25 protein-coding genes, 1 tRNA gene and 2 pseudogenes are annotated in these 26,300 nt (G+C 58.0%); 13 read left to right on the top strand and 15 right to left on the bottom strand.

All coding sequences use genetic code 11. The features are described from left to right. Positions 1-19 precede the first annotated feature (19 nt). A pseudogene (locus LVD08_RS03955) lies at positions 20-449 on the top strand (bleomycin resistance protein). A 484-nt stretch (positions 450-933) separates the two neighbouring features. After that, positions 934-1,917, top strand: a complete 984-nt coding sequence (locus LVD08_RS03950) for an LLM class oxidoreductase (RefSeq protein WP_096795983.1) — start codon at positions 934-936, stop codon at positions 1,915-1,917. Between the two features lie 89 nt (positions 1,918-2,006). Here the strand turns inward: LVD08_RS03950 and LVD08_RS03945 are convergent, their stop codons facing one another. From LVD08_RS03945 to LVD08_RS03930, 4 genes are all read right to left on the bottom strand, one after another. Beyond that, positions 2,007-2,309, bottom strand: coding sequence for a putative quinol monooxygenase (locus tag LVD08_RS03945; RefSeq protein WP_007967049.1), 303 nt, complete (start codon positions 2,307-2,309; stop codon positions 2,007-2,009). A 226-nt stretch (positions 2,310-2,535) separates the two neighbouring features. Continuing rightward, entirely contained in the window at positions 2,536-3,636 is a 1,101-nt protein-coding gene (locus tag LVD08_RS03940) for a low temperature requirement protein A (protein WP_247267463.1), read from the bottom strand. Positions 3,637-3,734: 98 nt separating this feature from the next. Next, the gene (locus tag LVD08_RS03935; RefSeq protein ID WP_150370647.1) at positions 3,735-4,274 is read right to left on the bottom strand and encodes a DsbA family protein; all 540 of its coding nucleotides are present in this window, start codon (positions 4,272-4,274) and stop codon (positions 3,735-3,737) included. A gap of 11 nt (positions 4,275-4,285) precedes the next feature. Further along, positions 4,286-4,828 carry a redoxin domain-containing protein gene (locus LVD08_RS03930; protein WP_150370648.1) on the bottom strand — a complete coding sequence of 181 codons (543 nt, stop codon included), beginning with the start codon at positions 4,826-4,828 and terminating at the stop codon, positions 4,286-4,288. Positions 4,829-5,337: 509 nt separating this feature from the next. Here LVD08_RS03930 and LVD08_RS03920 point away from each other — a divergent pair. From LVD08_RS03920 to LVD08_RS03910, 3 genes and pseudogenes are all read left to right on the top strand, one after another. Continuing rightward, a pseudogene (locus tag LVD08_RS03920) lies at positions 5,338-5,451 on the top strand (FAD-dependent oxidoreductase); the annotation flags it as partial. A 243-nt stretch (positions 5,452-5,694) separates the two neighbouring features. Continuing rightward, positions 5,695-6,573 (top strand): glyoxalase III HchA, encoded by an 879-nt coding sequence (hchA, locus tag LVD08_RS03915; protein ID WP_096797810.1) that lies wholly within the window; start codon positions 5,695-5,697, stop codon positions 6,571-6,573. 23 nt (positions 6,574-6,596) lie between these two features. Next, complete coding sequence (locus LVD08_RS03910; protein ID WP_247267462.1) at positions 6,597-7,289, top strand: PA1136 family autoinducer-binding transcriptional regulator; 693 nt, start codon at positions 6,597-6,599, stop codon at positions 7,287-7,289. Positions 7,290-7,640: 351 nt separating this feature from the next. Here the strand turns inward: LVD08_RS03910 and LVD08_RS03905 are convergent, their stop codons facing one another. The 6 genes from LVD08_RS03905 to LVD08_RS03880 form a co-directional block, all read right to left on the bottom strand. Next, complete coding sequence (locus LVD08_RS03905; RefSeq protein ID WP_247267461.1) at positions 7,641-8,987, bottom strand: glutamine synthetase family protein; 1,347 nt, start codon at positions 8,985-8,987, stop codon at positions 7,641-7,643. 21 nt (positions 8,988-9,008) lie between these two features. Then, the gene (locus LVD08_RS03900) at positions 9,009-9,566 is read right to left on the bottom strand and encodes a helix-turn-helix domain-containing protein (protein ID WP_007967041.1); all 558 of its coding nucleotides are present in this window, start codon (positions 9,564-9,566) and stop codon (positions 9,009-9,011) included. Positions 9,567-9,579: 13 nt separating this feature from the next. Continuing rightward, the gene (locus LVD08_RS03895) at positions 9,580-10,869 is read right to left on the bottom strand and encodes an NAD(P)/FAD-dependent oxidoreductase (protein ID WP_247267460.1); all 1,290 of its coding nucleotides are present in this window, start codon (positions 10,867-10,869) and stop codon (positions 9,580-9,582) included. A 93-nt stretch (positions 10,870-10,962) separates the two neighbouring features. Then, entirely contained in the window at positions 10,963-12,147 is a 1,185-nt protein-coding gene (locus LVD08_RS03890) for a DUF2252 family protein (RefSeq protein WP_247267459.1), read from the bottom strand. 62 nt (positions 12,148-12,209) lie between these two features. Continuing rightward, positions 12,210-13,538, bottom strand: a complete 1,329-nt coding sequence (locus tag LVD08_RS03885; protein WP_247267458.1) for an ATP-binding protein — start codon at positions 13,536-13,538, stop codon at positions 12,210-12,212. Next, positions 13,535-14,245, bottom strand: a complete 711-nt coding sequence (locus LVD08_RS03880) for a response regulator (protein WP_027614282.1) — start codon at positions 14,243-14,245, stop codon at positions 13,535-13,537. Before LVD08_RS03880 ends, LVD08_RS03885 begins: the two co-directional genes overlap by 4 nt. A gap of 165 nt (positions 14,246-14,410) precedes the next feature. On the opposite strand from LVD08_RS03880, the gene LVD08_RS03875 reads away from it, so the two are divergent. Together LVD08_RS03875 and LVD08_RS03870 are read left to right on the top strand one after the other, a co-directional pair. Beyond that, positions 14,411-14,734: a hypothetical protein gene (locus LVD08_RS03875; RefSeq protein ID WP_097089845.1), complete on the top strand. Its 324-nt coding sequence runs from the start codon at positions 14,411-14,413 to the stop codon at positions 14,732-14,734. Positions 14,735-14,769: 35 nt separating this feature from the next. After that, on the top strand, positions 14,770-15,441 hold the full coding sequence (locus LVD08_RS03870) for a DUF3313 domain-containing protein (protein WP_247267457.1): 672 nt from the start codon (positions 14,770-14,772) through the stop codon (positions 15,439-15,441). Positions 15,442-15,735: 294 nt separating this feature from the next. On the opposite strand, the gene LVD08_RS03865 is transcribed toward LVD08_RS03870, so the two are convergent. Further along, entirely contained in the window at positions 15,736-16,362 is a 627-nt protein-coding gene (locus LVD08_RS03865; RefSeq protein ID WP_247267456.1) for a TetR/AcrR family transcriptional regulator, read from the bottom strand. Between the two features lie 159 nt (positions 16,363-16,521). Here LVD08_RS03865 and LVD08_RS03860 point away from each other — a divergent pair, with 159 nt between their 5' ends. The 6 genes from LVD08_RS03860 to LVD08_RS03835 all read left to right on the top strand — a co-directional run bounded on the left by LVD08_RS03860 (position 16,522) and on the right by LVD08_RS03835 (position 21,600). Continuing rightward, positions 16,522-17,904 (top strand): aspartate aminotransferase family protein, encoded by a 1,383-nt coding sequence (locus LVD08_RS03860; protein WP_247267455.1) that lies wholly within the window; start codon positions 16,522-16,524, stop codon positions 17,902-17,904. 200 nt (positions 17,905-18,104) lie between these two features. Beyond that, positions 18,105-19,397 (top strand): OprD family porin, encoded by a 1,293-nt coding sequence (locus LVD08_RS03855; protein WP_247267454.1) that lies wholly within the window; start codon positions 18,105-18,107, stop codon positions 19,395-19,397. Positions 19,398-19,766: 369 nt separating this feature from the next. Continuing rightward, positions 19,767-20,123, top strand: coding sequence for a DUF6124 family protein (locus LVD08_RS03850; protein ID WP_247267453.1), 357 nt, complete (start codon positions 19,767-19,769; stop codon positions 20,121-20,123). A gap of 78 nt (positions 20,124-20,201) precedes the next feature. Beyond that, positions 20,202-20,399: a type II toxin-antitoxin system ParD family antitoxin gene (locus LVD08_RS03845; RefSeq protein ID WP_342453837.1), complete on the top strand. Its 198-nt coding sequence runs from the start codon at positions 20,202-20,204 to the stop codon at positions 20,397-20,399. Between the two features lie 245 nt (positions 20,400-20,644). Beyond that, positions 20,645-21,238 carry a hypothetical protein gene (locus LVD08_RS03840; RefSeq protein ID WP_247267452.1) on the top strand — a complete coding sequence of 198 codons (594 nt, stop codon included), beginning with the start codon at positions 20,645-20,647 and terminating at the stop codon, positions 21,236-21,238. 116 nt (positions 21,239-21,354) lie between these two features. Continuing rightward, positions 21,355-21,600 (top strand): hypothetical protein, encoded by a 246-nt coding sequence (locus LVD08_RS03835; RefSeq protein ID WP_247267451.1) that lies wholly within the window; start codon positions 21,355-21,357, stop codon positions 21,598-21,600. A 151-nt stretch (positions 21,601-21,751) separates the two neighbouring features. Here LVD08_RS03835 and LVD08_RS03830 read toward each other — a convergent pair. From LVD08_RS03830 to fdhE, 4 genes are all read right to left on the bottom strand, one after another. Continuing rightward, positions 21,752-21,847, bottom strand: a tRNA-Sec gene (locus LVD08_RS03830). Positions 21,848-21,854: 7 nt separating this feature from the next. Further along, positions 21,855-23,771: a selenocysteine-specific translation elongation factor gene (selB, locus tag LVD08_RS03825; protein WP_247267649.1), complete on the bottom strand. Its 1,917-nt coding sequence runs from the start codon at positions 23,769-23,771 to the stop codon at positions 21,855-21,857. Further along, positions 23,768-25,180: an L-seryl-tRNA(Sec) selenium transferase gene (selA, locus tag LVD08_RS03820; protein ID WP_247267450.1), complete on the bottom strand. Its 1,413-nt coding sequence runs from the start codon at positions 25,178-25,180 to the stop codon at positions 23,768-23,770. The genes selB and selA overlap by 4 nt, the downstream gene beginning before the upstream one ends. A gap of 191 nt (positions 25,181-25,371) precedes the next feature. Beyond that, on the bottom strand, positions 25,372-26,298 hold the full coding sequence (gene fdhE, locus LVD08_RS03815) for a formate dehydrogenase accessory protein FdhE (protein ID WP_247267449.1): 927 nt from the start codon (positions 26,296-26,298) through the stop codon (positions 25,372-25,374). Positions 26,299-26,300 lie beyond the last annotated feature (2 nt).

Here is a 26,300-nt window from a genome sequence, read left to right as displayed (position 1 = left end):
TTGAAACGGAAGTCATCTCATGTTCGAACGTAACAAACTGTTCCGGAGTTAATGGTCACCAACCTGGATAGCAGCCTGGCATTCTGGGTTTTCGTCTGGGGTTCAAAGTCGCTTATCAACGCCCGGAAGATGGATTTGCATATCTTGATTTGAATGGTGCTCAAGTAATGCTTGAGCAGATTGATTCCGACGCGGGTCAATGGCTCACTGCGCCGTTGGCCAAGCCGTTTGGAAGAGGCATCAACTTACAGATTGACGTTGAGGCTGTCGCACCCATCATCCAGAAACTTGATGAGTCTGGATGTCCACTCTATCGAGAATGCAAAGACACTTGGTATCGGGCTGACAATGTAGAAATAGGCCAGCGTGAATTCATCGTCCAGGATCCCGACGGTTATCTCGTAAGGTTGGTAGAGCGGTTGGGTGAGAAACCGGCTTGCCCGTTCTGAAACCGAGCCAAGCCGTCCGTCAGCTTCGGGCCGGTGCAGCCCTTCACGACAGGCAGCAATCGGCCAGAAGCGGGCATCGGCAAGCGACCGCTGTTGCCTAATAGCGGCCGTTGTGGAATGGCAGGAAACGACCGATAAATGTCTTCATATGCAACTTTCGCCCGACAGCGGCTCGATTGTAAGAATATGGCGGAGAGCTGCAAAACCGCCTACGCTTATAGAATGATTCCTCGAACACCTTGTCCATCTGGTGGTATAGAGCCGAGAGATCTGACTTCCTTTGACCGTCCACTTAACACCCACCCGGACCGACCCGCGCCTATAGCCAGCAACTGTCCCCTGAATCCGGTCCACACGACCAGCAGTACGGCGCAACGGGTAAAAGCCAGACCCAGTCCCCCCACCTGTCGTTCAAAAGCGACCGATGCCGCAGCACCTCTGGAAACGGGGGCGCTGTTCACGTTCTGCCATGAGGTCAATCCGTATGTATCGGCCGAGCACGATTCCTTACCAGCAGCATCTAGGGTTTAGCCGAACCTTCACTCAGGGGCATTTGAGCCTTGGATTATTCTTTCCCATGGAGGCGTTCGACGGGGACACTCCGAGCATGCTCAACCAGGTCACACTGGCTAAACAAGCCGAGGCGCTGGGCTTCTGCGCGCTCTGGTTTCGCGACGTGCCGCTTCGCGACCCTGGCTTCGGCGATGTCGGCCAAGTCTTCGACCCCTGGGTGTACCTGGGCTATATGGCTGCCCATACCTCGGAGATTGCGCTTGGCACCGCTTCCATTGCCATCCCTTTGCACCATCCCCTGCACACGGCCAAGGCGTCAGCCAGCGTCGATCAGTTGAGCACAGGTCGCTTGATTCTGGGGGTGGCTTCGGGAGATCGGCCGGTGGAGTTTTCGGCTTTTGGTGTCGATCCCGAAAGGCGTGGAGAAATCTTTCGAGAACACTACGAAGTGATTCGGCAAGCCCACAGCACCAGCTTTGAGCCCATCCACTGGAGCACTGGCGAAATGCACGGCGCAGACCTGATTCCGAAACCCACCACCCAATTCATTCCAATGCTGGTGACCGGCAACAGTCGCCAGTCACTGGATTGGATCGCGCGTGAGAGCAACGGATGGATCAACTATCCACGCATACCGAATATGCAGCGGCTGGTCGTGGAAGATTGGCGGCTTGAGGTCACCAGGCAATGTGGCTCTGTGTACAAGCCCTTTACTCAGTCGCTGTACATCGATCTCGATGAGAATCCGTCCACGCCACCCACACGTATCCATTTGGGGTTCAAACTTGGACGTTACCATCTACGGTTTTTGCTGGAGTCGCTTGAGGAAATCGGCGTGGACCACGTCATTCTCAATCTCAAATATGGCAAGCGCCCTGCGGCGGAGGTTATTGAGGAATTGGGTACGCACATCGTTGCGCAGTTCGGAGTGCAGCCGCGTCCGGCAGCGCATTGAATATCGGTCACTGCTACGCCGACGGATGCTCACTTGACGAAGCCATCGTGAGCCTCCCCGAACTGAATGGAACTTCCTGTTGGATTTGCTTAACCGGGCAGCTTGGCCGCAAGGACGTCAACCTTCTCGATTGATGGCGGTTCGGCAAACAGCTCGGCAGCGTTTGCCATAAGCGCCGCCGCGACCTTGCCCGAAAGATGAGCCTGCCGGCCCGCTTCATCCGGGAATGCGTCAAAGATGCCAAAGGTGGACGGCCCCAAGCGGATTCCAAACCAGACTGTAGTGGCTGGCTCCTCCTCCACTAAAGGAAGGCCGCTCAAGAGAAAGCGCTCCACCTCATTCTCTTTCCCAGGTTTTGCTTCCAGACGAACGAACAACGCTACTTTGACCATGACGTGGCTCCTGTTGTTACGGTGCGGCTGGTGCTATCTGGTCGCAATAGCTAAAAGGGGCATCCGGCAATTAACTATGGTCGACGACACCAGGATTACAACCCCAAAGAGACCAAGGGTAGCGTCGCATGTCGCTCGGACACTGAGAATGACGTAGTGGGCAACGTGCAAGCCGCAGACCGGCCGCTTGATCACTTTTCCCGAGCTGTGGCCTGATAATAAAGACTCAACGATATCTGAAATTCAGGAGAACATAACAGATCATGGTTACTGTCAGGCCGACCAATATGTACTCGACACGCGGTAGAAATATAACTAACCCACCTAAAGAAAGCACGATCAAGGTGTTTTGCAGTATGTATTTCCTTATTCGACTCACGGCTATGAAATAGCCATATTGCTTCCCCAGGAAAAACAATGCCATGCCGATGATCGACATGATCTGGAAATCGCGCATCGCAATGTCATTCAGGATCGCATGCCTGATCAAATTTGCCAGGAGTGCCAGCCCCATAAAAAGAAAAAGGTGCGAGTAGATCAAGGCGTGCCCACTCATACTGCTGTGATTTTTGCTCAGCAGGTAAAAGCTATCAAAATAGATCCACCAGATACTGCAAATCATGATGAATCCGGTGATGGCCGCCATCACATTGTAATAACCCCATTGAATGTTAGATAACCCTCCGGAAAGGCTAATAATTGACTCCCCCAATAAGATTAGGGTGAGCAGGCCTATGCGCTCAACCAAGTGTTCTGTGTGTGCTGGCAACGGCTTTAGTTTAGTCCAGAAAAATACAGGAAACAGAATATCAAGAACAATCCCAATATAAGCAACAAGGTAACGCAAGGGCGGGTCAAAAATAACCGATGAGAGACTAATGACTGCGCTAATTAAAAGGGCGAAGCCGAGCCTAGAGGAGAGCTCGCCGCGAGAATCGAATTTACTTATGGACGAAATGTACATGATGCTGATGATGGCACGTATGCCAAAATAGCAGGCAATAATAAGCGGGTAGTTTACTTCCAGATCTTCCCCGATCCGTGCCGATAGCACAATGAGAAGGAGCATTATGAATAATGTTGCCAAACGGTGAGGATTGCTGTCTGTATCAAACCTGTTGGAGTAAATCGTGTGACTGGACCAGATCCACCACAACGGTACAAAAAGCAGCAAGAATGTCCATAATTGCTTATGTTCAAAGTGCCCGTCATGAACATGTCCGAGAGTGTGCGTAACCTGGCCTATCGTCACAACGAAAGTCAGGTCAAAAAACAACTCCAACCATGTGGCGTGTCGATTTTTTTCATAATACTTCAAAGATTTCATTAGCTGCCGGCTCCGTGTACACCTCTTTAATGTAGAAGGAAGCTAACGCTGGTTTGCCCTCGGCTCTGGTGTGGGTGATGCCGGGCCGATGTCGCAATCTAGCGATTTCGTCCGCGCACTAACAGAAGCTCAATCATCTGACTCATCTCGTTGAACTCTGGGACCCCGTCATAGCGAAGCCCGTCAAAGTAAAACGCCGGAGTACCGTTCACGCCGCTGCGTACACCGCCATTGAAGTCGGATTGTATTTTGGGGATGTAAGTGTCCTCTCGCATGGCAACGTCGAGTTCCTCGCTGGAAAGGCCGTGTTTTAGAACAATGGCGCGATACAGCGGCAGGCCCAATCGATCCTGATTTTCGTACAATTCGTCGTGGGCCTCCCAGAAGAATCCTCGACTCCCGGCATACTCAGCGGTGACCGCTGCACCCAATGCATGGGGGTGAGCGGTGGTCAGAGGGAAGTTACGGAACACAAACAGCAAGTCATCGCGAAAATGCTGTTGCAGATTCTTGACCATCCAATAAGCTTCACCGCAATAGGGACATTCATAGTCGCCAAATTCGACCAAGGTGACCTTGGCATGCGCACTTCCCTGGCGATGGTCGTTGGCACTTACCGGGACTTTGAGAGTGGCCATGTAATCACCTGTTAATTTTTGGTTGGCGTGCTTTGTGGTGAATTCGCCAGAGCATCCAGCGCATCCAGAATGCCGTCCGCCCCAGGGTTGATTGCCATTGGTGAGATGTAGCTCCAGGCGACCACCCCCTCCTTGTCAATCACGAACAGTGCCCTCTTACAAACTCCGAGCTGGGACTCGTACGCTCCATACTGTCGTGCCACCGCCCCTTTGGGCTCGAAATCGGCCAGCAGGCTGAAGTGGAAATTTCGATCTTTGGCAAAGGCCTGATGACACCAGGCGCTGTCAACCGAGATACCCAATAGCACCGCACCGTATTCTCTGAAGGTGGGTAACAACTGGTTGTACAAGGTCAGTTGGTCACCACACACCGAAGTCCAGTCAGCGGGATAAAACGCCAATATCACGGGATTTCCCTTTAGCTCACGCAGCGACAACTGTTGATCAGGGGTTGCGTGAAGAGTGAAGTCGGGCGCGACAGTACCGGCCGGCAGCGGACCCTGAACCAGGTCGCCATTGGTTTTTTGTGCATCATCGAACTCTAAAATATTCATTGCTTGAACCTTGATAGATGGGTGGTTGGGACGTGCTCAGTGGGATGCGACGTGCCCGGCGGGATAACTCCATCCACCATCAAGGGGTTCAAAAAAAGACAACGCTGCCTCGATCTCAGCCTGAGCCTGAGTGATTTCGGCAGCGAAACGTTCACGTTCCGCATCAAGGAACACAAGAAGATCCGCCGTGTAATCGCGGAATTGGATTAGGCCAGGTTGGCAGGGGAATGGTCAGATTCGCTCTGGCTCACCAATGACTATAGTCGTTGATGACGCTTGCCGTAGTAGCTGAACGAATTTTCGGAACCCTCCAGTGCCAACAACACTCACGCGCTTATCTTGCTGCCATTTCAGGCGGCGTTTTAACACGATGATTTTGTCAGCTATTTCGCCACTTCAGACAAATCTACATCTGCTTTCTGGACGACAACTGCTGCCCGTTACGACAAGCAGAAATCGACCAGTGGCAGACAATGAACCGCCTTCAGGTCGACAGAATAAAGGTTGATATGAGAAATGCTCTGGGCAAACGAGTCGTTGTCATCAGTGCCGGCATCGTGGGCACTTCGCTGGCGTATCACCTAGCTGATAAAGGCGCGAATATCATCTTGGTTGAGGCTGAAGGTAATCAAAGATGCGGCTCGTGCAGCGATGGTGCTGTACCTAACGAATAGTCGAGATCGGTCTTCGGGAAGCTGAGCGGTAGCCTTTGCGAATATTGTCACTGACCGCTTTTGGCCGGAAGCAGACGATCGGCGCGCTGCATGTGTGAGGAACATTTCTTTAAGGGAAAACCCTCATTGTTGGGCCTACGTCACGCTACTAGCATGAACCTCGGCAATCGGCCCATTCGTAGGAGAAAACCCATGACTACCTTGCAGAGTGACGACAAGCGCCCCACTCCGGATCAGGCGGAGGACAATGCCTTTTTTCCCTCCCCATACTCGCTTAGCCAATTTACCTCGCCAAAATCTGATCTGAGTGATGCGGATTACGCTAATCCCTACCGAGGTGGCCGCTGGAAGATTTTGCTGATTGGCGCCGATGAGCGCTACTTACTGACCGACAACGGAACAATGTTTTCCACCGGTAATCACCCAGTCGAGACGTTGTTGCCCATGTATCACCTCGACAAAGCCGGTTTCGCGTTCGACGTTGCGACCCTGTCAGGCAATCCAGTGAAATTCGAGTTCTGGGCCATGCCTAGCGAAGATACCGAGGTCAAGGATTTCTACGCCAAATACCGTGAGCAGTTCAAAAAACCTTTGAAGCTGTGCGAAGTGGTTGAGAAGGCGCTGGGGCAGGATTCGGATTACATCGGCGTTTTCATACCTGGCGGGCACGGCGCGCTGATTGGATTGCCGGAGAGTGCCGACGTGAAAGCGGCTTTGCATTGGGCAATCACCAACGACAAATTTGTGATTTCCTTATGTCACGGCCCAGCAGCAATGCTCGCGGCGGGCATTGGTGAGTCAAGGAATTCCTACATATTCAATGGCTACAAGATCTGCGCATTTCCAGACAGTCTCGACGCAAAGACGCCCGACATAGGGTATATGCCTGGGCATCTGACGTGGAAATTTGGTGAGCAGTTGAAATCCTTGGGAGTTGAGATCATCAATCAGGATATTTCAGGTGCGACGCTCCAAGACCGCAAGTTGCTGACCGGCGACAGCCCATTGGCAGGCAACAATCTGGGCAAGTTAGCAGCTGAAGCATTGTTGAAAGAGGTCGCATCGGAGTGAGCGACGGGCCGGCCGAAACAGCGATGCGCGCTGCTCTGGAGATAGAGACGGCGCGCACGCTTGAATCAATCAAGAAATCCGTCAGGGGTTTCGCCACACCCTACGGTTATGATCGATTCGTGCTGTTTTCTGCATCGACGGCAAGTGAGGAAGTGGTTGAGCATATCTACTGGGTCGAAGGCGATTGGTTCGATAACGGTCAAGCGGTGGATGCCGAGACTTACGTTCGACATTGTCCGGTGACTCGTCACCTTTTGAATGCTCGGCAATCCTTCTTCTGGCAGAAAAAGCAGGTCAAGGGAGAAGAGCGTTACCGGATGATTCGTTCTCCAGGTGGACCAGGAATTCAGGGGTTGCAGGTGCCAGTTTTTGGCCCACAGGGGCTTGAGGGCGCAATGAGCTTGGGGGGGGAGCCGGTGGATGGGAGCGCGCGGGTGCGCTTGGGACTCAGCCTGGTTGCGACGGCCGCTTTTTTCGCGGCTCGGCGGTTGCTTGAGGCGCCATTGGACGAAGCGTTAAGAACCCTTTCCCCGCGAGAGCGCGAAGTCATGGAATGGACGGCTGCCGGAAGACGGCAAGCGGATATTGCAGCGACTCTCGGTTTGTCGGAGCGTACAGTTGAAAATCACCTGCGCTCAGCACGCCGACGTCTGGGCGTGACAACGACAGCACAAGCCATCAGGATGGCCATTCGTAACGGCGAGATCGATGGGTAAGGACGCGGCAAGATCGAGTGCTAGACGGTTTGGACTTCCAAGTAATTTCCTCATCAACTGATTGAGTGTCCACTGTTGGCCGCGAGACGCCACTCCCGAGCGCCTGCTTTTGGCCGATAGCTGCCAGCCAACGTCAACTATTTCCAACTCAGCGCAGACATTACACGGGATGGCGTTGGATTATCTCCAAACGTCATTCGAAGCCGTTCTTCCGCCATCCTCACGCCCCGTGTTCAAAATACCTCTTGGCACGCTCTTCAATTTTGATGAGCGATGGAATTCACCGGTACTGAACTCCATCCGGTCATCGCGGCCCCTGCACCCGATTCATGTGGTGTGCTGAACCAGTGATCACAAATACCAGCGATACTCCCGCGCACTGATCTCCTGCATGAATGCCAGGTGATCCTGACGTTTATTCTCGCAATACACGTCGACAAACTCGGCGCCCAGTCCCGCACGCAGTTGTGGCTGATGCTGCAAGGCGCGCACCGCGTCGAGGATTTCCGTCGGGAAATCGATGCCGCTGTTGCGATCGTCGTTGAGTGGCGGGATCGGTTCCTTGCCTGATGCCAGACCATGTTCCAGGCCCACCAGAATTGCCGCCAGCACCAGATACGGATTGGCGTCGGCGCCGGCCAGACGGTATTCGATGCGCAGGTTTTTCGTGTCCGATTCAGGAATGCGCAGGCAGGCGTCACGATCCTCGTAACCCCAGCTCGCCTTGGTCGCGGTGTTCACCGTGCCGCTCAGGCGGCGCATGGCGTTCTGGTTCGGCGCGAAGATCGGCATGCTGTGCGGCAGCAGATCCAGGCAGCCGGCCACCGCGTGGCGCAGTGCTTGCTGGTGATTGCCGGCCAGCAGGTTGTTGCCAGCCGCGTCATACAGGCTGACATGCACGTGCATGCCGCTGCCTGGATGTTCCACGTAGGGTTTGGCCATGAAGCTGGCGCGATAGCCATGCTTGAGCGCGACTCCACGGGTACTGCGACAGAACAGCGCCGCCCAGTCCGCAGCACGCAAGCCGTCGTCCAGATGGCCGAAATTGATTTCGAACTGCCCCGGTCCCAGTTCGGCGGTGATCACCGTGGCGTCGATGCCCTGAGCTCGCGTTGCTTCCACCATTTCGTCGAGCACTGGGGCGAAGCGCGACAGACGCTCGATGTGCATGTTCGGCTGATCATCGGCGTCGTCGGTCAGCTCGTCGCGAGGGAATTGTGGCAGGCCGTCGCGCAGTTTTTTGTCGAACAGATAGAACTCCAGTTCGAAGGCCACCACCGGGTGAATGCCTTTGCCCGCCAATCGATCCAGTACCTTCGCCAGCACTTCGCGGGGTTCGAACTCGATCGGTTTGGCGGTGCCGTCGGAGGTAATCAGCATCTGCCCCAGCGGTTGTGCTTCCCAAGTCACGGGCTTGAGTGTGCCGGGCACCAAGCGGCGCACGGCGTCCGGGTCGCCATCGTTGAAGCAGTATTCGCCAATCTTGAACAGTCCGCCCTGCACGCCGAGCAGCACGCAGTTCTGCGGCAGCTTCAGTGCGCTGCCCGCCGCGACTTTTTCGAGCATGTCCACCGGATAACGCTTGCCGTAAAAATGCCCCGGAATGTCCAGGGAAATCAGGTCGACATAACGCACCTCGGGATAACGTTGGCGAAACGCCCGCACTTCGGCGAGCAGGTCAGAGCAGACAGCGTCCATCGTGTTCATCCTTTGTTGTTATCAGGTGTAAACCCACAGCACGCGGGTGAGCTGCCCGGTGAGATTGCCGTAACGGCAATGGGTGTGACTGTCGAATTGAAAGCTGTCACCGGCCTTTAAGGTCACCGGCTCATCGTCGTTGCCCAGCCACAAGGTCAGTTCTCCTTCGAGCACGTAACCGCCCTGCTCCGAGCTGTCGCTCATGTGTCGGTCGCCGCTGCTCGCGCCCGGTTCCAGATGACTTTCGAGCATGGAGAACGAGGCACGCATCTGCGGCGACACCAGAATGTCGGTGATGCCGTTGGCGTAATACAGCGTGCGGCGTTCGTCCGGACGGGTGACCCACGGCACTTGTTTGGCTTTGGGCAGGCTGTAGAAATAGGTGGTCGGCACGCCGAGGGTTTCGCTGATCGCGGTGAGGTCGGCCACGGTCGGGCGCGACAGCCCACGTTCGACCTGCGAGAGAAAACCCACCGAACGGCCGATCTTGTCGGCCAGCTCTTTGAGGGTGTATTTCTTGTGCTTGCGCAGGTCGTGGATCAGGATCGCCAGCGCGGCGATTTCTTCTTGCTTGTTCATGATCAAAATCTCATCAAATGCTGTCGCGCAGGCGATACCAGGCCTTGCCGATAGCCTCCAGCGGTGCTGCGAAGTGCTTGCCGCCGGGGAAACGGCCATTGCTCAGGCCCTGGTACAACGCCAACTCATCGTCCTTCCCGAGAATCGCATCGGACACCGCACGGGCGGCGGCCAGCGTCGGCAACACGCCGTGCCCCGAATAACCCTGAAGCCAATAACGATTGCCCTCGCCGCCGACATCCGGCGTACGGTTCATGGTCAGATCGATATGCCCGCCCCAAGCGAATTCCACCTCTACACCTTTAAGCTGCGGAAACACGCGTTCGAGAAACGGCCGAGTCGCCGCCGCAATGTCCTTGGGCATGCCGCCCAGATAGGTGCAGCCACCGCCGAACAACAAGCGGTTGTCCGGCGTGCGACGGAAGTAATCGAGAACAAACTGGTTGTCGGTCACGCAGACGTTACTCGGCAGCAGCGCGGTGGCTTGCTCCGGTGTCAGCGGCGCGGTGGCGACTTGATAAGTGCCGACCGGCAGGATGCAGCTGGAGAGTTGCGGGTCGAGCTCATCGAGATAGGCGTTGCAGGCCAACACCAGCACGTCGGCCTTCACCGCACCGCGCTCGGTATTGACCCGGAAACCGCTGCCCTCCTGCTGATAACTCAACGCTTTGCTTTGCTCATGAATACGCCCGCCGGCCCGCTCGATGGCGGCGGCCAGCCCGAGGGCGAGTTTCAGCGGATTGAGGTGTGCGCCTTCGGCGTCAAAGAGCCCCGCCTGATAACGCTCGCTGGCGACCCACCGCGGCAAGTCTTCACGAGGAATGAACTGCAGACCGTCGTGGCCCCACTTGTGACTGGCTTCGTGTTGCCACTCAGTCAGCAGGCTGACCCGACGCGGCATCACCGACGTCCACAAATGGCCCGGGCGATAGTCGCAATCGAAACCATGCCGCCCGGGCAATTCACGCAGCTCCTGCGCAGCCCAACGCATGCCATCCCACAGACGCCTGGCGCGCTCATGGCCGAGCGCCGCTTCCAGTGGCGGCATGTCGCACGACCAGCCCAGAATCGCTTGCCCGCCATTACGCCCGGACGCGGCCCACGCCACGCGACTGGCTTCGAGTACGGTGACGCGCTTGCCGGCCAAGGCCAGACGCAACGCGGTGTGCAGTCCACTGAAACCGGCCCCGATGATCACCACCTCGGTGTCGTGCGCACCTTCCAGTGCCGGTCGTGTGCTGAGAATATCGGCGCAACTGTGGGCGTAATAACTGGCGACATGCTGCTGGGATTGCTGAAACATTCGGCGCCTCATGAAATTTATTTCTTATAATTTCATGAAAATCTACAGAACAAATTTCATATCGGCAACCGACAACTGTTTCACTCACACAGATCAATGCTCCAGCGCATAACGCCGGCAATGCTCCAGATAACCTTTCTCATGGCTGCCAACCAACTGCACAACACTGGACCACAGCCACGACGGTGCATCCAGCGTCTTCGAGCGACACGCCTGCAGTTCACGCATCCATGAAGCCCGGGTGCTCATGTCCATCTGCCGGGCATGGGCCAGCCCCACGACGCGGGCCAGATAGCCGGCGGCGAGCATCGCGTCGGTCTGGCTCAACTGATCCAGCTCCAGTTTCATGTCTTGAGGCAGCAGTTCGCGGATGAAGAAGCCATGGTCGAGCACCCGTGTGGCGATCATCCGATTGCCCAGGCCCGGCGAGAGAAAACGCGCGCCTTCAACCACACGTTTGCCGTTGTCGCGCGGCATCGCGGCTCGCGCCACCCGAGGTGCGGCGGCGGCAATCGCTTCCTTGATATCCAGCAGGCAATATTCCTGATCATCGCCCTCGCCCACACCGAGTAGCACCGCATAACGCTTGAGTCCCAGCGAGCTGCAGCCTTTGACCCAATAGGCCGAGTCGAGCATTTTCACCCGGTCGTCCTTTGAGCGGCCCTTCAGGGACGTCACCAGCGTATGGACGTCAGGCGTTGCGCAAAGCGATTTCAGCGCGCTGCGCTCTTCCCGTGACAGCGACCAGAAATGCTTGCCCAGTGGAATGGTCGGTTTGGTGCTTTCAATGCGTTCCTGCGCCAGATGCTTCCAGGTACGCTGCACCGCGCTGCGCATTCCGGCCTTCACTTGCGCAGGTCTTGGCGGCTCCTTGTCGACATCGTCTTCGAACGCCTGCTCATAGCCGCGCATCATTTCTTCGAGCATCCGTGCGGTGGCCACACCCGGTAGATCCGAGCCACGGGCGGCGGTGGCCAGGGACAGCGCCAGACGCACCAGATCATGCGCGGGGTTGCCGATAACGGTTTGGTCGAGGTCGCGGATGTGGATGTCGATGCGCCCCTTCAGATCGCCGGTCGGCCCGAGATTGCCGGCATGACAATCGCCACAGATCCACACCGCCGGCCCTTTCGGCAGGCTGCGCCCGGGTTGGCTGTGCAGCCACTCATAAAACTGCACCGTACTGCCACGGACATAGGCGTGGGCGGAGCGGGCCATTTTCAGATTGCGCAGTTGCGACAGGGGTTCAAGACGTGCGGAGGGCCGTGGGGTTTTCATGGACGCTTCTTGCAGAGAATGTGTCCTGTTGACCGCCCGTCACGAGCAAATGTTTCAAAGTATTACAAAGGCAACTCAACCCGCGCCAGCAAACCACCGCTGCTGCGATTGCTCAATGTCAGTTCACCGCCCTGCTCGCGCACAATCGCCCGCGCCGCCGACAGCCCGAGCCCGACACCACCGGTATCCCGGTTGCGCGAGGTTTCCAGGCGGAAAAACGGGTCGAACACCCGCTGCAACGACGCTTCGGGAATCCCCGGCCCGTTGTCACTGACGTCGATGCACACGCTGTAACCGTCGCTGCTCAGGGCGATTGCCGGCTGCTGCGCGTACTTTTCGGCGTTTTCCAGCAGATTGACGATCACCCGTTTGATCCCCAGCGGCCGGCCCTCGTAGACCAGATGCGCCGGGCCGGTGAAATCGATGGCAATGTTCTGGTCGCGGTAGTCGTCGATGATCGTCTGCAGCAATTCCGAGAGGTCGAACGCGGTGCTTTGCTCCGGCTGAGTGTCTTCCCGAAAGAACGCCAGTGCCGCGTTGATCATCGACTGCATTTCTTCGATGTCGCGGATCAGTTTGCCCTGATGATCAAAGTCCTCCATGAACTCGCTGCGCAGGCGCATGCGGGTCAGCGGTGCGCGCAAGTCGTGAGAAATCGACGCGAGCATGTGCGTGCGCTCGCTGATGTAGTGCTGAATCTGCGCCTGCATGGTGTTGAAGGCGATGATCGCCTGGCGGATTTCGTCCGGGCCTTCGACTTTGATCGGCGGCGCACGCAGATCACCGCCAAAACGCCGGGCGGCGCTGGCAAAGCGTTGCAGCGGTTTGGCCAGTTGCTGCGTGGCCAGCCAGGCCACCAGCACGGTGGCGATCAGGCCTAGAGCGATGATGATCGCGATGCGCGTGCCGATGTCCAGGCCCCAGGAGCGCTCGGGCGAAGAGAACAACAGCCAACTGGCATCCGGCAGTTGAATCAGCGCCGCATAGCACGCCAGCGGACTGCCGCTCGGCCAGTCAGCGGGATTAAACACCCGAATGTCTCGCTCATCGCCCAACAACTGATGCAACCCCGACGTCTTGTTGGCGATGAGCTGCGTACCACCCGCTGGCAATCCAAGTTCGTCGCGTTGCGCACTCCAGGTCACCTCCTGCGTCGGGCCGGTTGCCGCGTGCGCCAGTTTCGGGCGTAAAGGCGCTGGTGCAGCCTCGATCACTTTGACGGTCGCGGCAATCTGCTCCAGCAAACCGGTACGTTCAATCGGTGGCCGCGCCCAGGTCCCCGCAACCTCCACGAATAGGAAATTGAGTGCCAGCGAAGCCAGCATGGCCGCGACAATCGTCAGCGCGATCCGCCGACTCAGCGGATCACGGCGCAGGAATCGATGGATCATGAACGAGTGACCTTGGCGGTGAACATATAACCGCCGTTGCGCACGGTGCGGATCAGGTCCGGGCGTTTGCTGTCCGGCTCGATCTTGCGCCGCAGGCGGCTGACCTGCACGTCGATGCTGCGATCAAAGGCGTCGTGGCCCTGACCACGAGACAGGTCGATCAATTGTTCGCGGGTAAGAATGCGCTGCGGGTGTTCGAGAAACACCACCAGCAGATCGAACTCGCCGCCGGACAGCGGAATCATCACGTTTTCCGGGGAGCGCAACTCGCGACAGGTGATGTCCAGATGCCAACCGGCAAAGGCGATCACCGGCCGCGAAGGTTCACTCGCAGGGCTGACCTGCTCACCGGCGCGACGCTGCACGGCGCGCAGGCGGGCCAGCAGTTCACGTGGGGCGAACGGTTTGGTGACATAGTCGTCGGCGCCCAGTTCGAGGCCGACAATCCGGTCGCTCAATTCGCCCATGGCGGTCAGCATGATGATCGGAATGCCCATCTGCGCGCGCACTTTCTGGCACAGGCTCAGGCCACCCTCGCCGGGCAGCATCAGGTCGAGAATGATCGTGTCCGGGCGCTGCTGCGCAATTGCCGCCCACATCGCTGCGCCGTCGGCAGCGACATCGACCTCGTAGGCGTGCTGGACGAAGAACTTCTTCAGCAGGGCGAGAATTTCCACGTCATCGTCGACGATCAGCAGTCTGCTCACGGGCACAGGATCCTCAGGCCAAAAAAGAACGCATCTAAAACTATTCTGGCGGGCGGGTCATATATTTCAATCGAGCAACATTCCGTCGTCCCGGACATCAAGCGGACATTCTGCGGCAAAAACCCTCAGGCACCCTGCACGCCATCGACAACCGGGGGGCTTTCAATGAGCGCATTGCACAACCGTTATACCGCCGAGGGCCACGACGCCCGCTATCCGTTGATTCTCAGCCAGCGCACCAGCGCGCCCGAGCAGGATACGCCGCTGTTGTTCCAGGAGTTCTGCCTGGGCCTGTCAGATGATCAAAGCCGTATCGTCCTGCGCCGCTATTTCGAGCAGTACGGCCCCGGCGATTCGCAATGGGTCGAGTACGTGCATTCGATTCCGACCGCCGACCTGATCCAATGGATCATGAGCCACGGCCAGCTGCACATCGAATGCTCGGATAACACCCCGCCGCTCTCCTCCCCAATCACTGCCCGCGCTTGAACGACGCGGGGCAACAGCCCAAAACAAGGATTCGCATGATCAGAAGCCATTGCTTGATGTCGGTGCTGTGTACGGCGTCCCTCAGCCTTTCGGCCTGCAGCAACAAAACCGTCGAACCGCAGAAGTACACCGGATTCCTGCACGATTACAGCGTGCTCAGCGAGCGCCAGTCGCCATCTGGGCAGACGGTGCTGGGTTGGGTCAGCCCGGCGCTGGCCCGGGGGCGTTATACCCAGGCCTATCTGGCGCCCAGCCAGTTCTACCCCAGCGCCGCGCCGACCGAGCGGATCCCGCTGAGCACGCTGTCCGGCGTCACCGACTACTACGACGCCGCGCTCAGGCTGGAACTGGGCAAGGTCATGCACCTGGTGTCGCAACCCGGCCCGAATACCCTGACCGTCAGACCGGCGATCACCCGCGTCGCCGCCAGCACTCAGGGCCTGCGCTTTTATGAATGGCTACCGGTGACCCTGGTTGCCGCCGGCGTGAGCACCGCCACCGGCATCCGCGACCAGGACAGTGAAATCACCACCGAAGTCTCGTTCGAAGACGGCTCAACCGGCGAAGTGGTCGCCGAAGTCGTGCGCAAGGGCATCGGGCTGCCGCTGGAAAACGACCAACAGGTGCTGACCGCCGATGACGTCAAAGCGGTGCTGGACGGTTGGGCCAGTGATCTTGGACAGTCCTACCTGGCGACCCGTCGTTAGCCATATCTACTGATGAACAAGTCTGTTGTGGCGAGGGAGCTTGCTCTCGCTGGAGCGCGGAGCAGTCCCGCTTCTCAGAGATGGCTGCTGCGCACCCGGCGGGAGCAAGCTCCCTCGCCACAGATCATGTTTTGGACTCCAGGCATTCTTCAGTCGGTTGCAATCGCTGAATCCACTCATGCTCGGGATGCAACCGAGCCAGATGTTGCATCAGCCATCGCCGCTCATCACGAGACAAACCTGGCAATGCCTGACTGAAATCGGTTTGATCCTTGGCATGCGCTCTATTCCTTGTCACTTGGCTTTAGATTCCGCGCCGTTGCTCAAAATACCGTGGCAGATCAAACCCAACACACTGCGCATATGCCGGGCATGCGCTTGCCGATCCGGTGCCGCTTCCGTCGCCAGCCGAATAAACGCCATATTCGCGTACTGGTTGAACAACGTCGCCGCCACGTCCAGATCTACCGTCGCCCGCACCTTGCCCTGCGCTTGAAAATGCCCGAGCAGCGTCTTGGTCTCTTCGATCACCGCCGCATTCCACGGACTCAACGCCAGCGCCAGTTCACCCGTAAGCAGAAACGGCGCCAGTTCACGCCACAACGAGGCCGGCATCGCTTGCAGTTGATAGTCGGTCATCAAGCCTTCGAACTCGCACAACGCCTCCAGCGGATCGCTGTCGTCATCCAGATTGGCCCGCGCCTCGCGCATCGCCTGCTCGTCCGGCTGTTTGAGCAAGGCCAGCAGAATCTCCTGTTTGCCACCGAAATAATTGACCACCGTCGGCGCGGAAACCCCGGCCTGGACCGCGATCTGGTCCAGCGTGGTGGCCGCAAAACCGTTGGTCTTGAACAACTCCAGCGCTGCCTGCGCGATGACTTCCCTGCGCTGTTCCTTTTGCCGCTCTCTGAGCCCGCTCATGGTGCTGATGTCCTGTCTTGCTGATCGGCGTCAGCCTACGGATTTCTTTTTTATCCGACAAATATTTTCTTTACAAAAATTTTTTTAAATGACAAATATTGGCCGTGCACCGCTGGAATGAACGCGCACCCACTTGCCCCATTGCTCTGGAGAACCGCCATGTCCGCCGAATTCGATCCGACCCGCAGCACCCGCGATTACCAGGCCGCCGACGCCGCCCACCACATTCACGCGTTCGTCGATCAAAAGGCTCTCAACGAGGAAGGCCCACGCGTGATGGTCAGCGGTGATCGCCTGGCGCTGTGGGACAACGACGGCAATCGGTATCTGGACGGCATGTCCGGCCTGTGGTGCACCAACCTCGGTTACGGGCGCAAGGACCTGGCCGCTGCCGCCACGGCGCAGCTGCAACAACTGCCCTACTACAACATGTTCTTCCACACCACTCACCCGCAGGTGATCGAGCTCTCCGAGCTGCTGTTCAGCCTGCTACCCAAGCACTACAGCCACGCGATCTACACCAACTCCGGCTCGGAAGCCAACGAGGTGTTGATCCGCACGGTGCGCAAGTTCTGGCAGGTGATGGGCCAGCCCGAGAAGAAAATCATGATCGGCCGCTGGAACGGCTACCACGGCTCGACTCTCGCCGCGACGGCGCTGGGCGGCATGAAATTCATGCACGAAATGGGCGGCACCATCCCTGACGTGGCGCACATCGACGAGCCGTACTGGTTCGCCCACGAAGGCAACCTCAGCCCGGAAGAATTCGGCCTGCGCGCCGCACGGCAACTGGAAGACAAGATCCTCGAACTGGGCGCCGACAAGGTCGCCGCGTTCGTCGCCGAACCGTTTCAGGGTGCCGGCGGCATGATCATTCCGCCCGCCACCTATTGGCCGGAAATCCAACGCATCTGCCGTAAATACGATGTGCTGCTGTGCGCCGACGAAGTCATCGGCGGTTTCGGTCGCACCGGCGAATGGTTCGCGCACCAGGCGTTCGGTTTTGAACCGGACACCCTGTCGTTCGCCAAAGGCCTGACCTCCGGCTACATCCCCATGGGCGGGCTGATCCTGTCGCGACGTATGGCCGAAGCACTGGTGGAAAAAGGCGGCGTGTTCGCTCACGGCCTGACCTACTCCGGGCACCCGGTGGCGGCTGCGGTGGCGATTGCCAACCTCAAGGCGTTGCGCGATGAAGGCGTGGTCACCCAGGTGAAAAACGACACCGGCCCGTACCTGCAGAACTGTCTGCGCGAAGTGTTCGGCAACCATCCGCTGGTGGGTGAGGTTCAGGGCGTGGGGCTGGTGGCGGCATTACAGTTCGCCGAGGACAGAGTCACCCGCAAGCGTTTCGCCAACGAGAACGACATCGCCTGGCGCTGCCGCACCATTGGTTTTGAGGAAGGCCTGATCATTCGCTCGACACTGGGCCGGATGATCATGGCCCCGGCATTGATCGCTACGCGCGCGGAGCTGGATGAACTGGTCGACAAGACACGCATCGCCGTGGATCGCACGGCTCGCGAATACGGCGTGCTGTAACGCATACCCCTTGTAGGAGTGAGCCTGCTCGCGATAGCGGTGTGTCATTAACATCGATCTAAACTGATCGACCGCTATCGCGAGCAGGCTCACTCCTACAAGGGAATCAGGTATGCCTTGAACTCAGCACATCGGCTCAATCCAGCCCGGTTGATCCTGCCCATCATCAGCAGACCTTCCCTGATTGTCGGTCTCTCTCGATGGCTTCCTCAACATCACACTTTGCATTGTTGGCACTGCTTTGCGCAGCGAGCAACAGTGCTTTGGCCAATGACTTCTTCGACGACGCCAGAACCGAAGTGCTCAGCCGCAACTTCTTCCTGAGCAACGACTACCGCTCGCCCTCTCCCTCCGGCAAAAACTATAAACAGGAATGGGCCCAGGGCTTTATCGGCACGCTCACCTCTGGCTACACGCCAAGCACTGTCGGATTCGGCATCGATGCCCACGCCTTTCTCGGCCTGAAACTCGATGGCGGCAAAGGACATTCCGGCACGGGTCTGTTGCCGGTCGACAGCAATGGTCGCAGTGAACCGAACTACTCCAGCGCTGGCGGCGCGTTCAAGCTCAAGGTTTCGCGAACTACCCTCGCGTTCGGCGAGATGACCGTGGAAACGCCGGTGTTCGACACCTCGGACAAACGCCTGCAACCGGAATACGCCACAGGTTTGCTAGCGAACAGTCGTGAAATCGACAACGTTAACTTCACGGCCGGACACTTCACCGCATTCAAGAATCAGGACAGCTCTTCGAGCCACGGCGACTTTTCCGGTTACGGCGCCACTACCGAGGCTGGCGGAATCAGTTTTCTCGGCGCCGATCTGTTCGGCGACAGTCCGGTCGGTGGGTCGCTTTACGCCTCGGATCTGACTGACACCTGGCATCAGTACTACGCCAATCTGCACTTCAAACAGTCCGGCCTGTTGCTCGATGCCAACCTCTACCACACCCGCGATACCGGTCGCGCGCTGGCCGGCGCCATCGACACCACCGCGTTCAGCCTGTCCGGCAAGTACAGTTTCGGCCCGCACGCGGTCATGCTCGGCTGGCAACGTATCAATGGCGACACGCCGTTCGATTTCGTGGGCGGTGACTCGATCTACCTCGCCAACTCGATCAAATACGCCGACTTCAACGGCGCCGGCGAACGCTCCTGGCAAGCACGCTACGACCTTGACCTCGGTGCCTTCGGCATCCCTGGCCTGACCTTCATGACCCGCTACGTCTCAGGCAGCCACATCGACGGCACTCACGCGCCCAAGGGCGGCGCGTACAACCCGTTCGATGCCGAGACTGGCGACTATCAGCCGCAGCAAGGCGCTGGCGGCAAACATTGGGAACGGGATATCGATCTGAAATACATCGTGCAATCGGGTGCGGCGAAGGACCTGTCGGTGCAGCTGTCGCACGTCTCGCACCGGGCCAACGAGGCACAGGCCGGGGATGATATCGACCGGATTTATTTAGTGATTCAGTACCCGTTGGGGTTCTGATGGCTGGTGGTTAAACAATGATGTTTAGGCAACACTTGCAGACACTCTCGCAACCTACACATCCTTGCGTCGTTGCCTACGGCTACGCCAGAATCCGCCGGCTTGTGCGCTTTGGGGCGGGTCTCTATCGTTTCCGGGTCGCTGACTCATTCAGCGATCGGGTTTAGCGACTCGGGTTCAAATAGGTGCACTCAGCATTTCAAGCTTCGTTACAGATTCCATATCTGTGATTTCGCTATGGTGGCTGTATGCGGGAGACCTCCGGGTCTACCGGGTGCCTATTTCCGGTTCGCTAACCCGCGTACAGCCGCCACCCTTACCTGTTTAGCGACGGGTTATGGCGGCTCCATTGCTAATAGGAGCTTCACCATGTTCAAGGTAACGCCCAACCCACCAGACTCAAACTCGATTTCGCCTTACGAATCCCTCGACTCGAAAAAACTCCACGAAGCCGCCGACCGCGCCCTCGACCATTACCTCAAACCGCCCACACCAGATATCACCCGCCAATCCAGCAGCCTGTTCCACGTCGATCCCGCCGCCGACAACGAAACCCTGCTGGTACACGCCAGTGAATCGCTGGCCTCGGCCAGCGTCATGCTCAGCGATTTCGCCGGTTTGCTGGATGCGCCCTATCGCAACACCCTGCTGGGCATTCAACAAGTCGTGATGCTGGGCGAACTGACCGTCAACCGCGCCCTCGACAATCTCGACCCGCCCGCCTGAAAAACCGATCCCCTGTGGGAGCGAGCTTGCTCGCGAAAGCGGTCGATCAACCGACATTGATGTGAATGACTCACCACTATCGCCAGCAGGCTGGCTCCCACAAAGAATCGAGGTAAATCTGCAATGAAGAGGCGCGGTTTGATCCGTCGAAGGCAGATGCGCAATGCTGAAATGGAAACGATCCGAGCCGCCCTGCGTGAGGGTGAGTCCAGCGGAAAACCTCGGCCATTTGATCCTGACGCGTTCAAACATAGATTGTTAGCCATGCAAGGCTGACTACTGTCTTACGTCTGCCGGCCCTAAAGAATTCCGCGGAGAGGCATCTTTTGTTCCCTCCAAACAGCAGGGCGTTAATTACCGTTCGATTCAGTGCTAATTACGAAATCATCTTAAAAACTGTAATTTATGACAGGTTACATGTTCGTTTCTGAGCTTTAGGGTTAGACACGTAGATATCGGGTACGCAAGACAAAAACCCGGTACAGCGTAGTTATCATCTCTCTATAATTGAGGTTACTTGCATGAACTACAAAGACAATGAGTTCAACAGAGGCGTCATAATGCCGGGTCCACTGGGACAAAACCATTTTTGGTCAAAATCCAGAGATTATGGCCCATCGTCAGGATCTACCGAGGGCGGTGGTGCCGATAAGATGGGGGAACCCTATGATCCTAATAAAAACTGGTTTCTGCATGAGAGAGTTTGCAACTGTAGTGCGTGCAAAGATGCCTTCGCCACTTGCGCCACATGGAAAATTGGGCCTCCTGTTTATGATGGTCAAAAGAAGGTGATGTACAAAGAAGCGGAGACCACAACGGTAAATCGATCTACAGCGGCACGAATTATTGATGGGTTAATCAACGACTGCATTGTCACATTCAGCACTCAGCCTATTTATGGGAAACTCATCGTTTCCGACTTAAATAGTGAATGGGAATACGTCATGGATCCCGGAGGCGATGGCCGCCCCCATATTTTATCTCAGGATTTGGTGGAAGATATCTATACAGACAAACGAAAACTACCTCTTATAGAGGCAGTCAAATTGGAAAATAAAGGAACCACCCTCAACGTAGTTATGGTCTTGACTAAATTTATCAACAGGCAATCCTAAAACATTTCTTCCAGTAGTCCGCCCAAGTTCCCGTTGTTTTTCTTGGGGGCACCGTATTGCGTGCCCCCCCGCCCCCTAAGCATTAGAAACCATTTCATTTAAGAAGGATTTTCATCATGACAAACAAATCCCCCCCATCCTCCCAAGATACCGTTTCAGATAGCGAGGTGAAGAAACTTTTCGAAACCATAGGCACAGGAAACAAAGCAAGAGTTACTATTTACTCAAGCAATGGTCCATACGAGCGCTTAGGTATCTTAAAGAGCTATAACACAATAACCAGAAAATTCGTTATTACTGATGAAAAATCAATCAACGAAGAGTACGACATGAATGATCTTCTAGAAATTATAAAAATTTAAACACATATAACTTAAATTATATAAAGTATGGAAAACACTATCACAAAGAAATTAATGAGTGTCCTCTTTTCTGACCCCGACGAATACCTGAGGCGACTTGATCCCCTGCAGGTATGAGCCTGCAAGGGGATTTACGCGGAGTCGGGATAATTGGCGGAAGGCAGCCGGAGTCGAACCTGCCCGGGAACGGATGCCGTCCCCAACCGGGTTTGAAGCCCGGCCGCGCCACCGGGCGCGATTGCCTTCCTTTGAGCTCAGGGTGCGTCGGCACTGGCCAGCGCGTTGTCATGGCGGATCGCCCGGGATTCGCCGATGCGTCGGGTCAGGCCGAGGCGGTCGAAGTATTCCAGGTATTGAATACAGCGTTTGCGTCCCAAGCCTAGCGCATCACGGAAGGTTGTCACCTGGATCGACGGATTTTCCTGTTCCAGTTGCAACAGAATGTTGGCCATGCGCCGCAGTTGCCCGTCAGACAGAAACAGATCGCGCACCACTTGGTGCATCAATCCCAAGCGCGCCAGTTTGCGCAACAGCAGGCGCACCATCGCATCTTCCACGCCCAACACTTTGGCGACATCACGTACCCACGGCGGATCAAACCCGGCCTGCTCGAACAGCGGCTGCATGCGCTGCCACAGGGTTTCGTCTTCAGCACTCAAACGCACCTGATGATCCGGCAGATGCAACCACGGCCCGCTGGCGTTGATCGATCCGGCGGCGCGCAGTTCTTCCAGCAGGCTGACAAAGGTCGAGCGCTCCAGCGCCAGACCACTGAAGCGTCGCAGGCGGTCGCGATCCGGTCCCATCTGGTCCGGTTCCAGCTCGTGCAATTTCGCCAGTTGCTCCAGCAGGGTGAACTTCAACTGCCCCCAGCGCTGCACGTTGAACAGCACCGGCCCTTGGCGGGTGTCGATCAGGCGCACGTTGGCTGGTAGCGCCCAGTCTTCACGCTGACGATTGAATTGACGCTCCAGCCGTTGCGGATCGAGGCCGCCAGCGCTGTGGTCGAGCAACAGCGGCAGCGCTTGTTCAAGACTATCGCTGCCCACCAGCGCTTGCAGTTGTGCCAGCCGCTCCGGGCTGCGGCGTTGACGGGCCGGGGCGAACGGGTCGAGTACCTGACCGCCACCGAGGGTGCGTTGCGCGCTGTGGTCACGCAGGATCAGGCGATCGCCCTTCACCGCGTGCACCGGGGCGTTGATCAGCAATTGCGCGAACATGCGCTGACCGGGACTCAAGCGCGGGCCTTCGAGCAACGCCACGCGGGCGATGACGTCTTGCGTACCGAGGTGCACATGCACCGGGTGAAAGTGTTCGAAGGTGCGCTCACCGGGCAACAACTGAAACTCGATATCGACCCGTTGCGTCGGTGCGTGCAGCCATTCGGCCAACAGCCATTGGCCGCGATGGATCTGCTCCAGGGTCAATCGATCGCCACTGATGTTCAGCGCCACCCGTTGCCCGGCGAAGGCCTGCTCGGCGGCCTGATTTTGCGCGTGCAGTCCTCGCACCCGCACCGATTTCCCGGACGGCCCGAGGGCCAGTTTGTCCCCGACTGACACCGTTCCCGACAACGCCGTGCCGGTCACCACAATTCCGGCGCCCGCCACACTGAATGCGCGGTCGATGGCCAGGCGAAAAGCACCTTCGCGGCTGCGCTCATGCACTTCGCTCTGGATCTGCAGCAAGCCCTGGCGCAGTTCATCGACGCCCTGCCCGGTCACGCTCGACACCGCCAGCGTCGGTGCATCGGCGAATGGCCCAGCTTCGAGCAGATCGAGAACCTGGCGCTGCACCTCCTCCACCCTGCCCGCTTCAACCCGGTCGCATTTGGTGATCGCCACCAGCGCTCGGGGAATGCCCAGCAATTGGACAATCGCCAGATGCTCGCGGGTCTGCGGCATCACCCCGTCATCCGCCGCCACCACCAGCAACACCAGATCGATGCCCTGCGCGCCGGCGAGCATGTTGTGGGTGAATTTCTCGTGGCCCGGCACGTCGATGAACCCGGTCAGCCCGGCACCGGCTTCCAGTTCCGCGTAGAGATAACCGAGGTCGATGGTCATCCCACGCTCGCGTTCCTGCGGGCGGCGGTCGCCGGTTTGCCCGGTCAGGGCTTGCAGCAGCGAGGTCTTGCCGTGGTCGATGTGCCCGGCGGTGCCGACGATCACGACTCGACCTGCAACTGCGGCAACTGCGCCAGCCACGCCGGCTCGTCATCGAGTTGGCGTAGATCGAGCCATAGCGCGTCGTCGTCAATTCGACCCAGCACCGGAATCGGCAAATTACGCAACGCAGCTTCCAGATTCAGCAGACAACGCCCGCGCAAACGCTTGGACACTTGCGGGCGCAAGCACAGCGCCGCACTCGGCAACCGCGCCACCGGTTGGCTGCCGCTGCCGATCATGCCCAACGCCTGCACGGCGCTGACCTGCCACGGTTCGCCCAAGACTTCAGCCATCGCCGGTTGCAAACGAGAGGCCTGGGCGAGAATGTCGGCTTGCGGGCGAGTCAACAGCCGCAGGCTCGGCAGACGTTCAGCGAGGCAATCCGGATCGCGATACAGGCCAAGCACCGCTTCCAGCGCCGCCAGGGTCAACTTGTCGACACGCAAGGCGCGTTTCAACGGATTCTTCTTGATCTTCGCGATCAGTTCTTTGCGCCCGACAATCAACCCAGCCTGCGGCCCGCCGAGCAATTTGTCGCCGCTGAAGGTGACGATGTCCGCACCGTCGAGCAGCGCCTGGCGCACTGTGGGTTCCTCCGGCAGGCCCCAACGGGTCAAGTCCAGCAGACTGCCGCTGCCCAGATCCTCCAGCAGCGGCAAGCCGTGCCGATGGGCCAGCTCGGCCAGTTCGGCGGTGGGCACCCGGGCGGTAAAGCCTTCGATGCTGTAGTTGCTCGCGTGCACGCGCATGATCAAACCACTGCGCGGGCTGATCGCCGCTTCGTAGTCGCGGGCGTGGGTGCGGTTGGTGGTGCCGACTTCATGCAGGCGCACACCGGCGCGGGCCATGATGTCGGGGATGCGGAACGCGCCACCGATTTCGATCAGTTCGCCGCGCGAGATGATGCCTTCCTTGCGCGCGCCGAGGCTGTTCAGCGTCAGCAACACCGCAGCGGCATTGTTGTTGACCACGGTGACGGCTTCGGCGCCGGTCAGTTCGCGGATCAGGCCTTCGATCAGGTCATCACGATCACCGCGTTTGCCACTGGCCAGATCGAATTCCAGATTGAGCGGGTAACGTGCGGCCATCTGCACCGCGTCGATGGCTTCATCCGGCAACAGCGCCCGGCCAAGATTGGTGTGCAGCACCGTGCCGGTCAGGTTGAACACCCGCCGCACGTTGCTGCGCTGCTGCTGGGTCAGGCGCTCGCCGACGCGGCCGGCGAGCACTTCGGGGCTGATTTCAATGGCAGACAGTTGACCTTGCAACACGCTGAGCCGCAGCTCATCAAGCAACTGCCGCAAGCCGCTCAGCAACGCCTCACGACCATAACGCTCGGCCAACGGCGCACACGCCGGGTGACGCAACAAACCATCAATGGAAGGCAACCGCAGGGCAACGCTCGAAGACATCAGTCACTCCCGAAAACAAGACTCTCCGGCATGACCTGACGCAACGCGTCTAAATACAGCACACCGGCCCCCAATTGTGGGAGCGGGCTTGCTCGCGAATGCGGTGAGTCAGCCACAAATGATCTGACTGACACGGCCCCTTCGGGAGCAAGCCCCCTCCCACAGGTTTTTCAGGAGTGTAGACGCTCTGGTCATTCGTCTCCCGGCGCCAGCAACAGATTCGGTGCCAGACGCTGATAGCCGTCCTGCGCCAGACGCATGTCGAGCAGCAGGCTGGTGAGATCGGCGGACAACGCTTCGCCTTCGGCATCGTTCTCCAGATAAACCAGTTTCAAGTAGCTGTTGCAGCTAGGGCACACCTCCGCACGAATCGGCGCCTGATTGGCGGCGTGGCGATCGTCCTCCAGGCTCAGGTAATCCAGGCCCTTGCTCGACTCGCAATACACGCACTTGACCCGCACCACGTGCCATTCGCAGGCGCACAGCGAACACACCAGATAACGCAGACCATTGTGTTTGCCGCGATGACGAATGACTCCGGCCATCGCCGGTGAACCGCACCCCGGGCACTGGCTGAGGCTGTCGCCGGGTTTCAGTTGCAAATGGGGCACGCTGAGCAGCCAGTGGCTCCACGCCGCTTGCAACCCGGCGCCGAGAAACGGCACCAACTGTGCCGGCACCATCGAATATTGACCGCTGACCAACGCCACCGCCCACGCACGCAACTGGCCGGCACTGGCGCTGCGCAGTGTGGCGAGCGCGTCGACTACGGCGGGTTGATCGGGCGGCACATAGCGTTGCAACAGAGCATCCAGATAAACCTGCCAGCCCTCCTCGCGCACCAATGTGTCGGCAGCAAACGGCGGCAAACCATGCAACTGACAGGCTTCGATCCTTTGCTGATCAAACGGTACCGTCAGCGGTGGATCGTCGAAAACCTGCTGCTGAGCCCGGCACAATCCGGCGATCAGCCGCAGGTAATCAGCCAGCGGATGCCCCTGAGCCAATTGCTCAAGACGCTGGGCGCGCAGGGTGAACAGATTGTGCGGCGGCAGGTGCAGAAACGGCGGCGAACTGGCCGCCGCTTCGATTTCCCCGGGTTCAAGAATGGTTGCCAAAA

It is taken from the genome of Pseudomonas sp. YL2 (assembly GCF_023063025.1).
Taxonomy (GTDB): domain Bacteria; phylum Pseudomonadota; class Gammaproteobacteria; order Pseudomonadales; family Pseudomonadaceae; genus Aquipseudomonas; species Aquipseudomonas putida_A.
This window is presented reverse-complemented; position numbering and strand designations above follow the sequence as displayed.

Bases quoted from the DNA above. Each gene is read 5' to 3' on its own strand.
- LVD08_RS03950 (WP_096795983.1), top strand. From the start codon at position 934: ATGTATCGGCCGAGCACGATTCCTTACCAGCAGCATCTAGGGTTTAGC.
- LVD08_RS03945 (WP_007967049.1), bottom strand. From the start codon at position 2,309: ATGGTCAAAGTAGCGTTGTTCGTTCGTCTGGAAGCAAAACCTGGGAAA.
- LVD08_RS03940 (WP_247267463.1), bottom strand. From the start codon at position 3,636: ATGAAATCTTTGAAGTATTATGAAAAAAATCGACACGCCACATGGTTG.
- LVD08_RS03935 (WP_150370647.1), bottom strand. From the start codon at position 4,274: ATGGCCACTCTCAAAGTCCCGGTAAGTGCCAACGACCATCGCCAGGGA.
- LVD08_RS03930 (WP_150370648.1), bottom strand. From the start codon at position 4,828: ATGAATATTTTAGAGTTCGATGATGCACAAAAAACCAATGGCGACCTG.
- hchA (WP_096797810.1), top strand. From the start codon at position 5,695: ATGACTACCTTGCAGAGTGACGACAAGCGCCCCACTCCGGATCAGGCG.
- LVD08_RS03910 (WP_247267462.1), top strand. From the start codon at position 6,597: ATGCGCGCTGCTCTGGAGATAGAGACGGCGCGCACGCTTGAATCAATC.
- LVD08_RS03905 (WP_247267461.1), bottom strand. From the start codon at position 8,987: ATGGACGCTGTCTGCTCTGACCTGCTCGCCGAAGTGCGGGCGTTTCGC.
- LVD08_RS03900 (WP_007967041.1), bottom strand. From the start codon at position 9,566: ATGAACAAGCAAGAAGAAATCGCCGCGCTGGCGATCCTGATCCACGAC.
- LVD08_RS03895 (WP_247267460.1), bottom strand. From the start codon at position 10,869: ATGTTTCAGCAATCCCAGCAGCATGTCGCCAGTTATTACGCCCACAGT.
- LVD08_RS03890 (WP_247267459.1), bottom strand. From the start codon at position 12,147: ATGAAAACCCCACGGCCCTCCGCACGTCTTGAACCCCTGTCGCAACTG.
- LVD08_RS03885 (WP_247267458.1), bottom strand. From the start codon at position 13,538: ATGATCCATCGATTCCTGCGCCGTGATCCGCTGAGTCGGCGGATCGCG.
- LVD08_RS03875 (WP_097089845.1), top strand. From the start codon at position 14,411: ATGAGCGCATTGCACAACCGTTATACCGCCGAGGGCCACGACGCCCGC.
- LVD08_RS03870 (WP_247267457.1), top strand. From the start codon at position 14,770: ATGATCAGAAGCCATTGCTTGATGTCGGTGCTGTGTACGGCGTCCCTC.
- LVD08_RS03865 (WP_247267456.1), bottom strand. From the start codon at position 16,362: ATGAGCGGGCTCAGAGAGCGGCAAAAGGAACAGCGCAGGGAAGTCATC.
- LVD08_RS03860 (WP_247267455.1), top strand. From the start codon at position 16,522: ATGTCCGCCGAATTCGATCCGACCCGCAGCACCCGCGATTACCAGGCC.
- LVD08_RS03855 (WP_247267454.1), top strand. From the start codon at position 18,105: ATGGCTTCCTCAACATCACACTTTGCATTGTTGGCACTGCTTTGCGCA.
- LVD08_RS03850 (WP_247267453.1), top strand. From the start codon at position 19,767: ATGTTCAAGGTAACGCCCAACCCACCAGACTCAAACTCGATTTCGCCT.
- LVD08_RS03840 (WP_247267452.1), top strand. From the start codon at position 20,645: ATGAACTACAAAGACAATGAGTTCAACAGAGGCGTCATAATGCCGGGT.
- LVD08_RS03835 (WP_247267451.1), top strand. From the start codon at position 21,355: ATGACAAACAAATCCCCCCCATCCTCCCAAGATACCGTTTCAGATAGC.
- selA (WP_247267450.1), bottom strand. From the start codon at position 25,180: ATGTCTTCGAGCGTTGCCCTGCGGTTGCCTTCCATTGATGGTTTGTTG.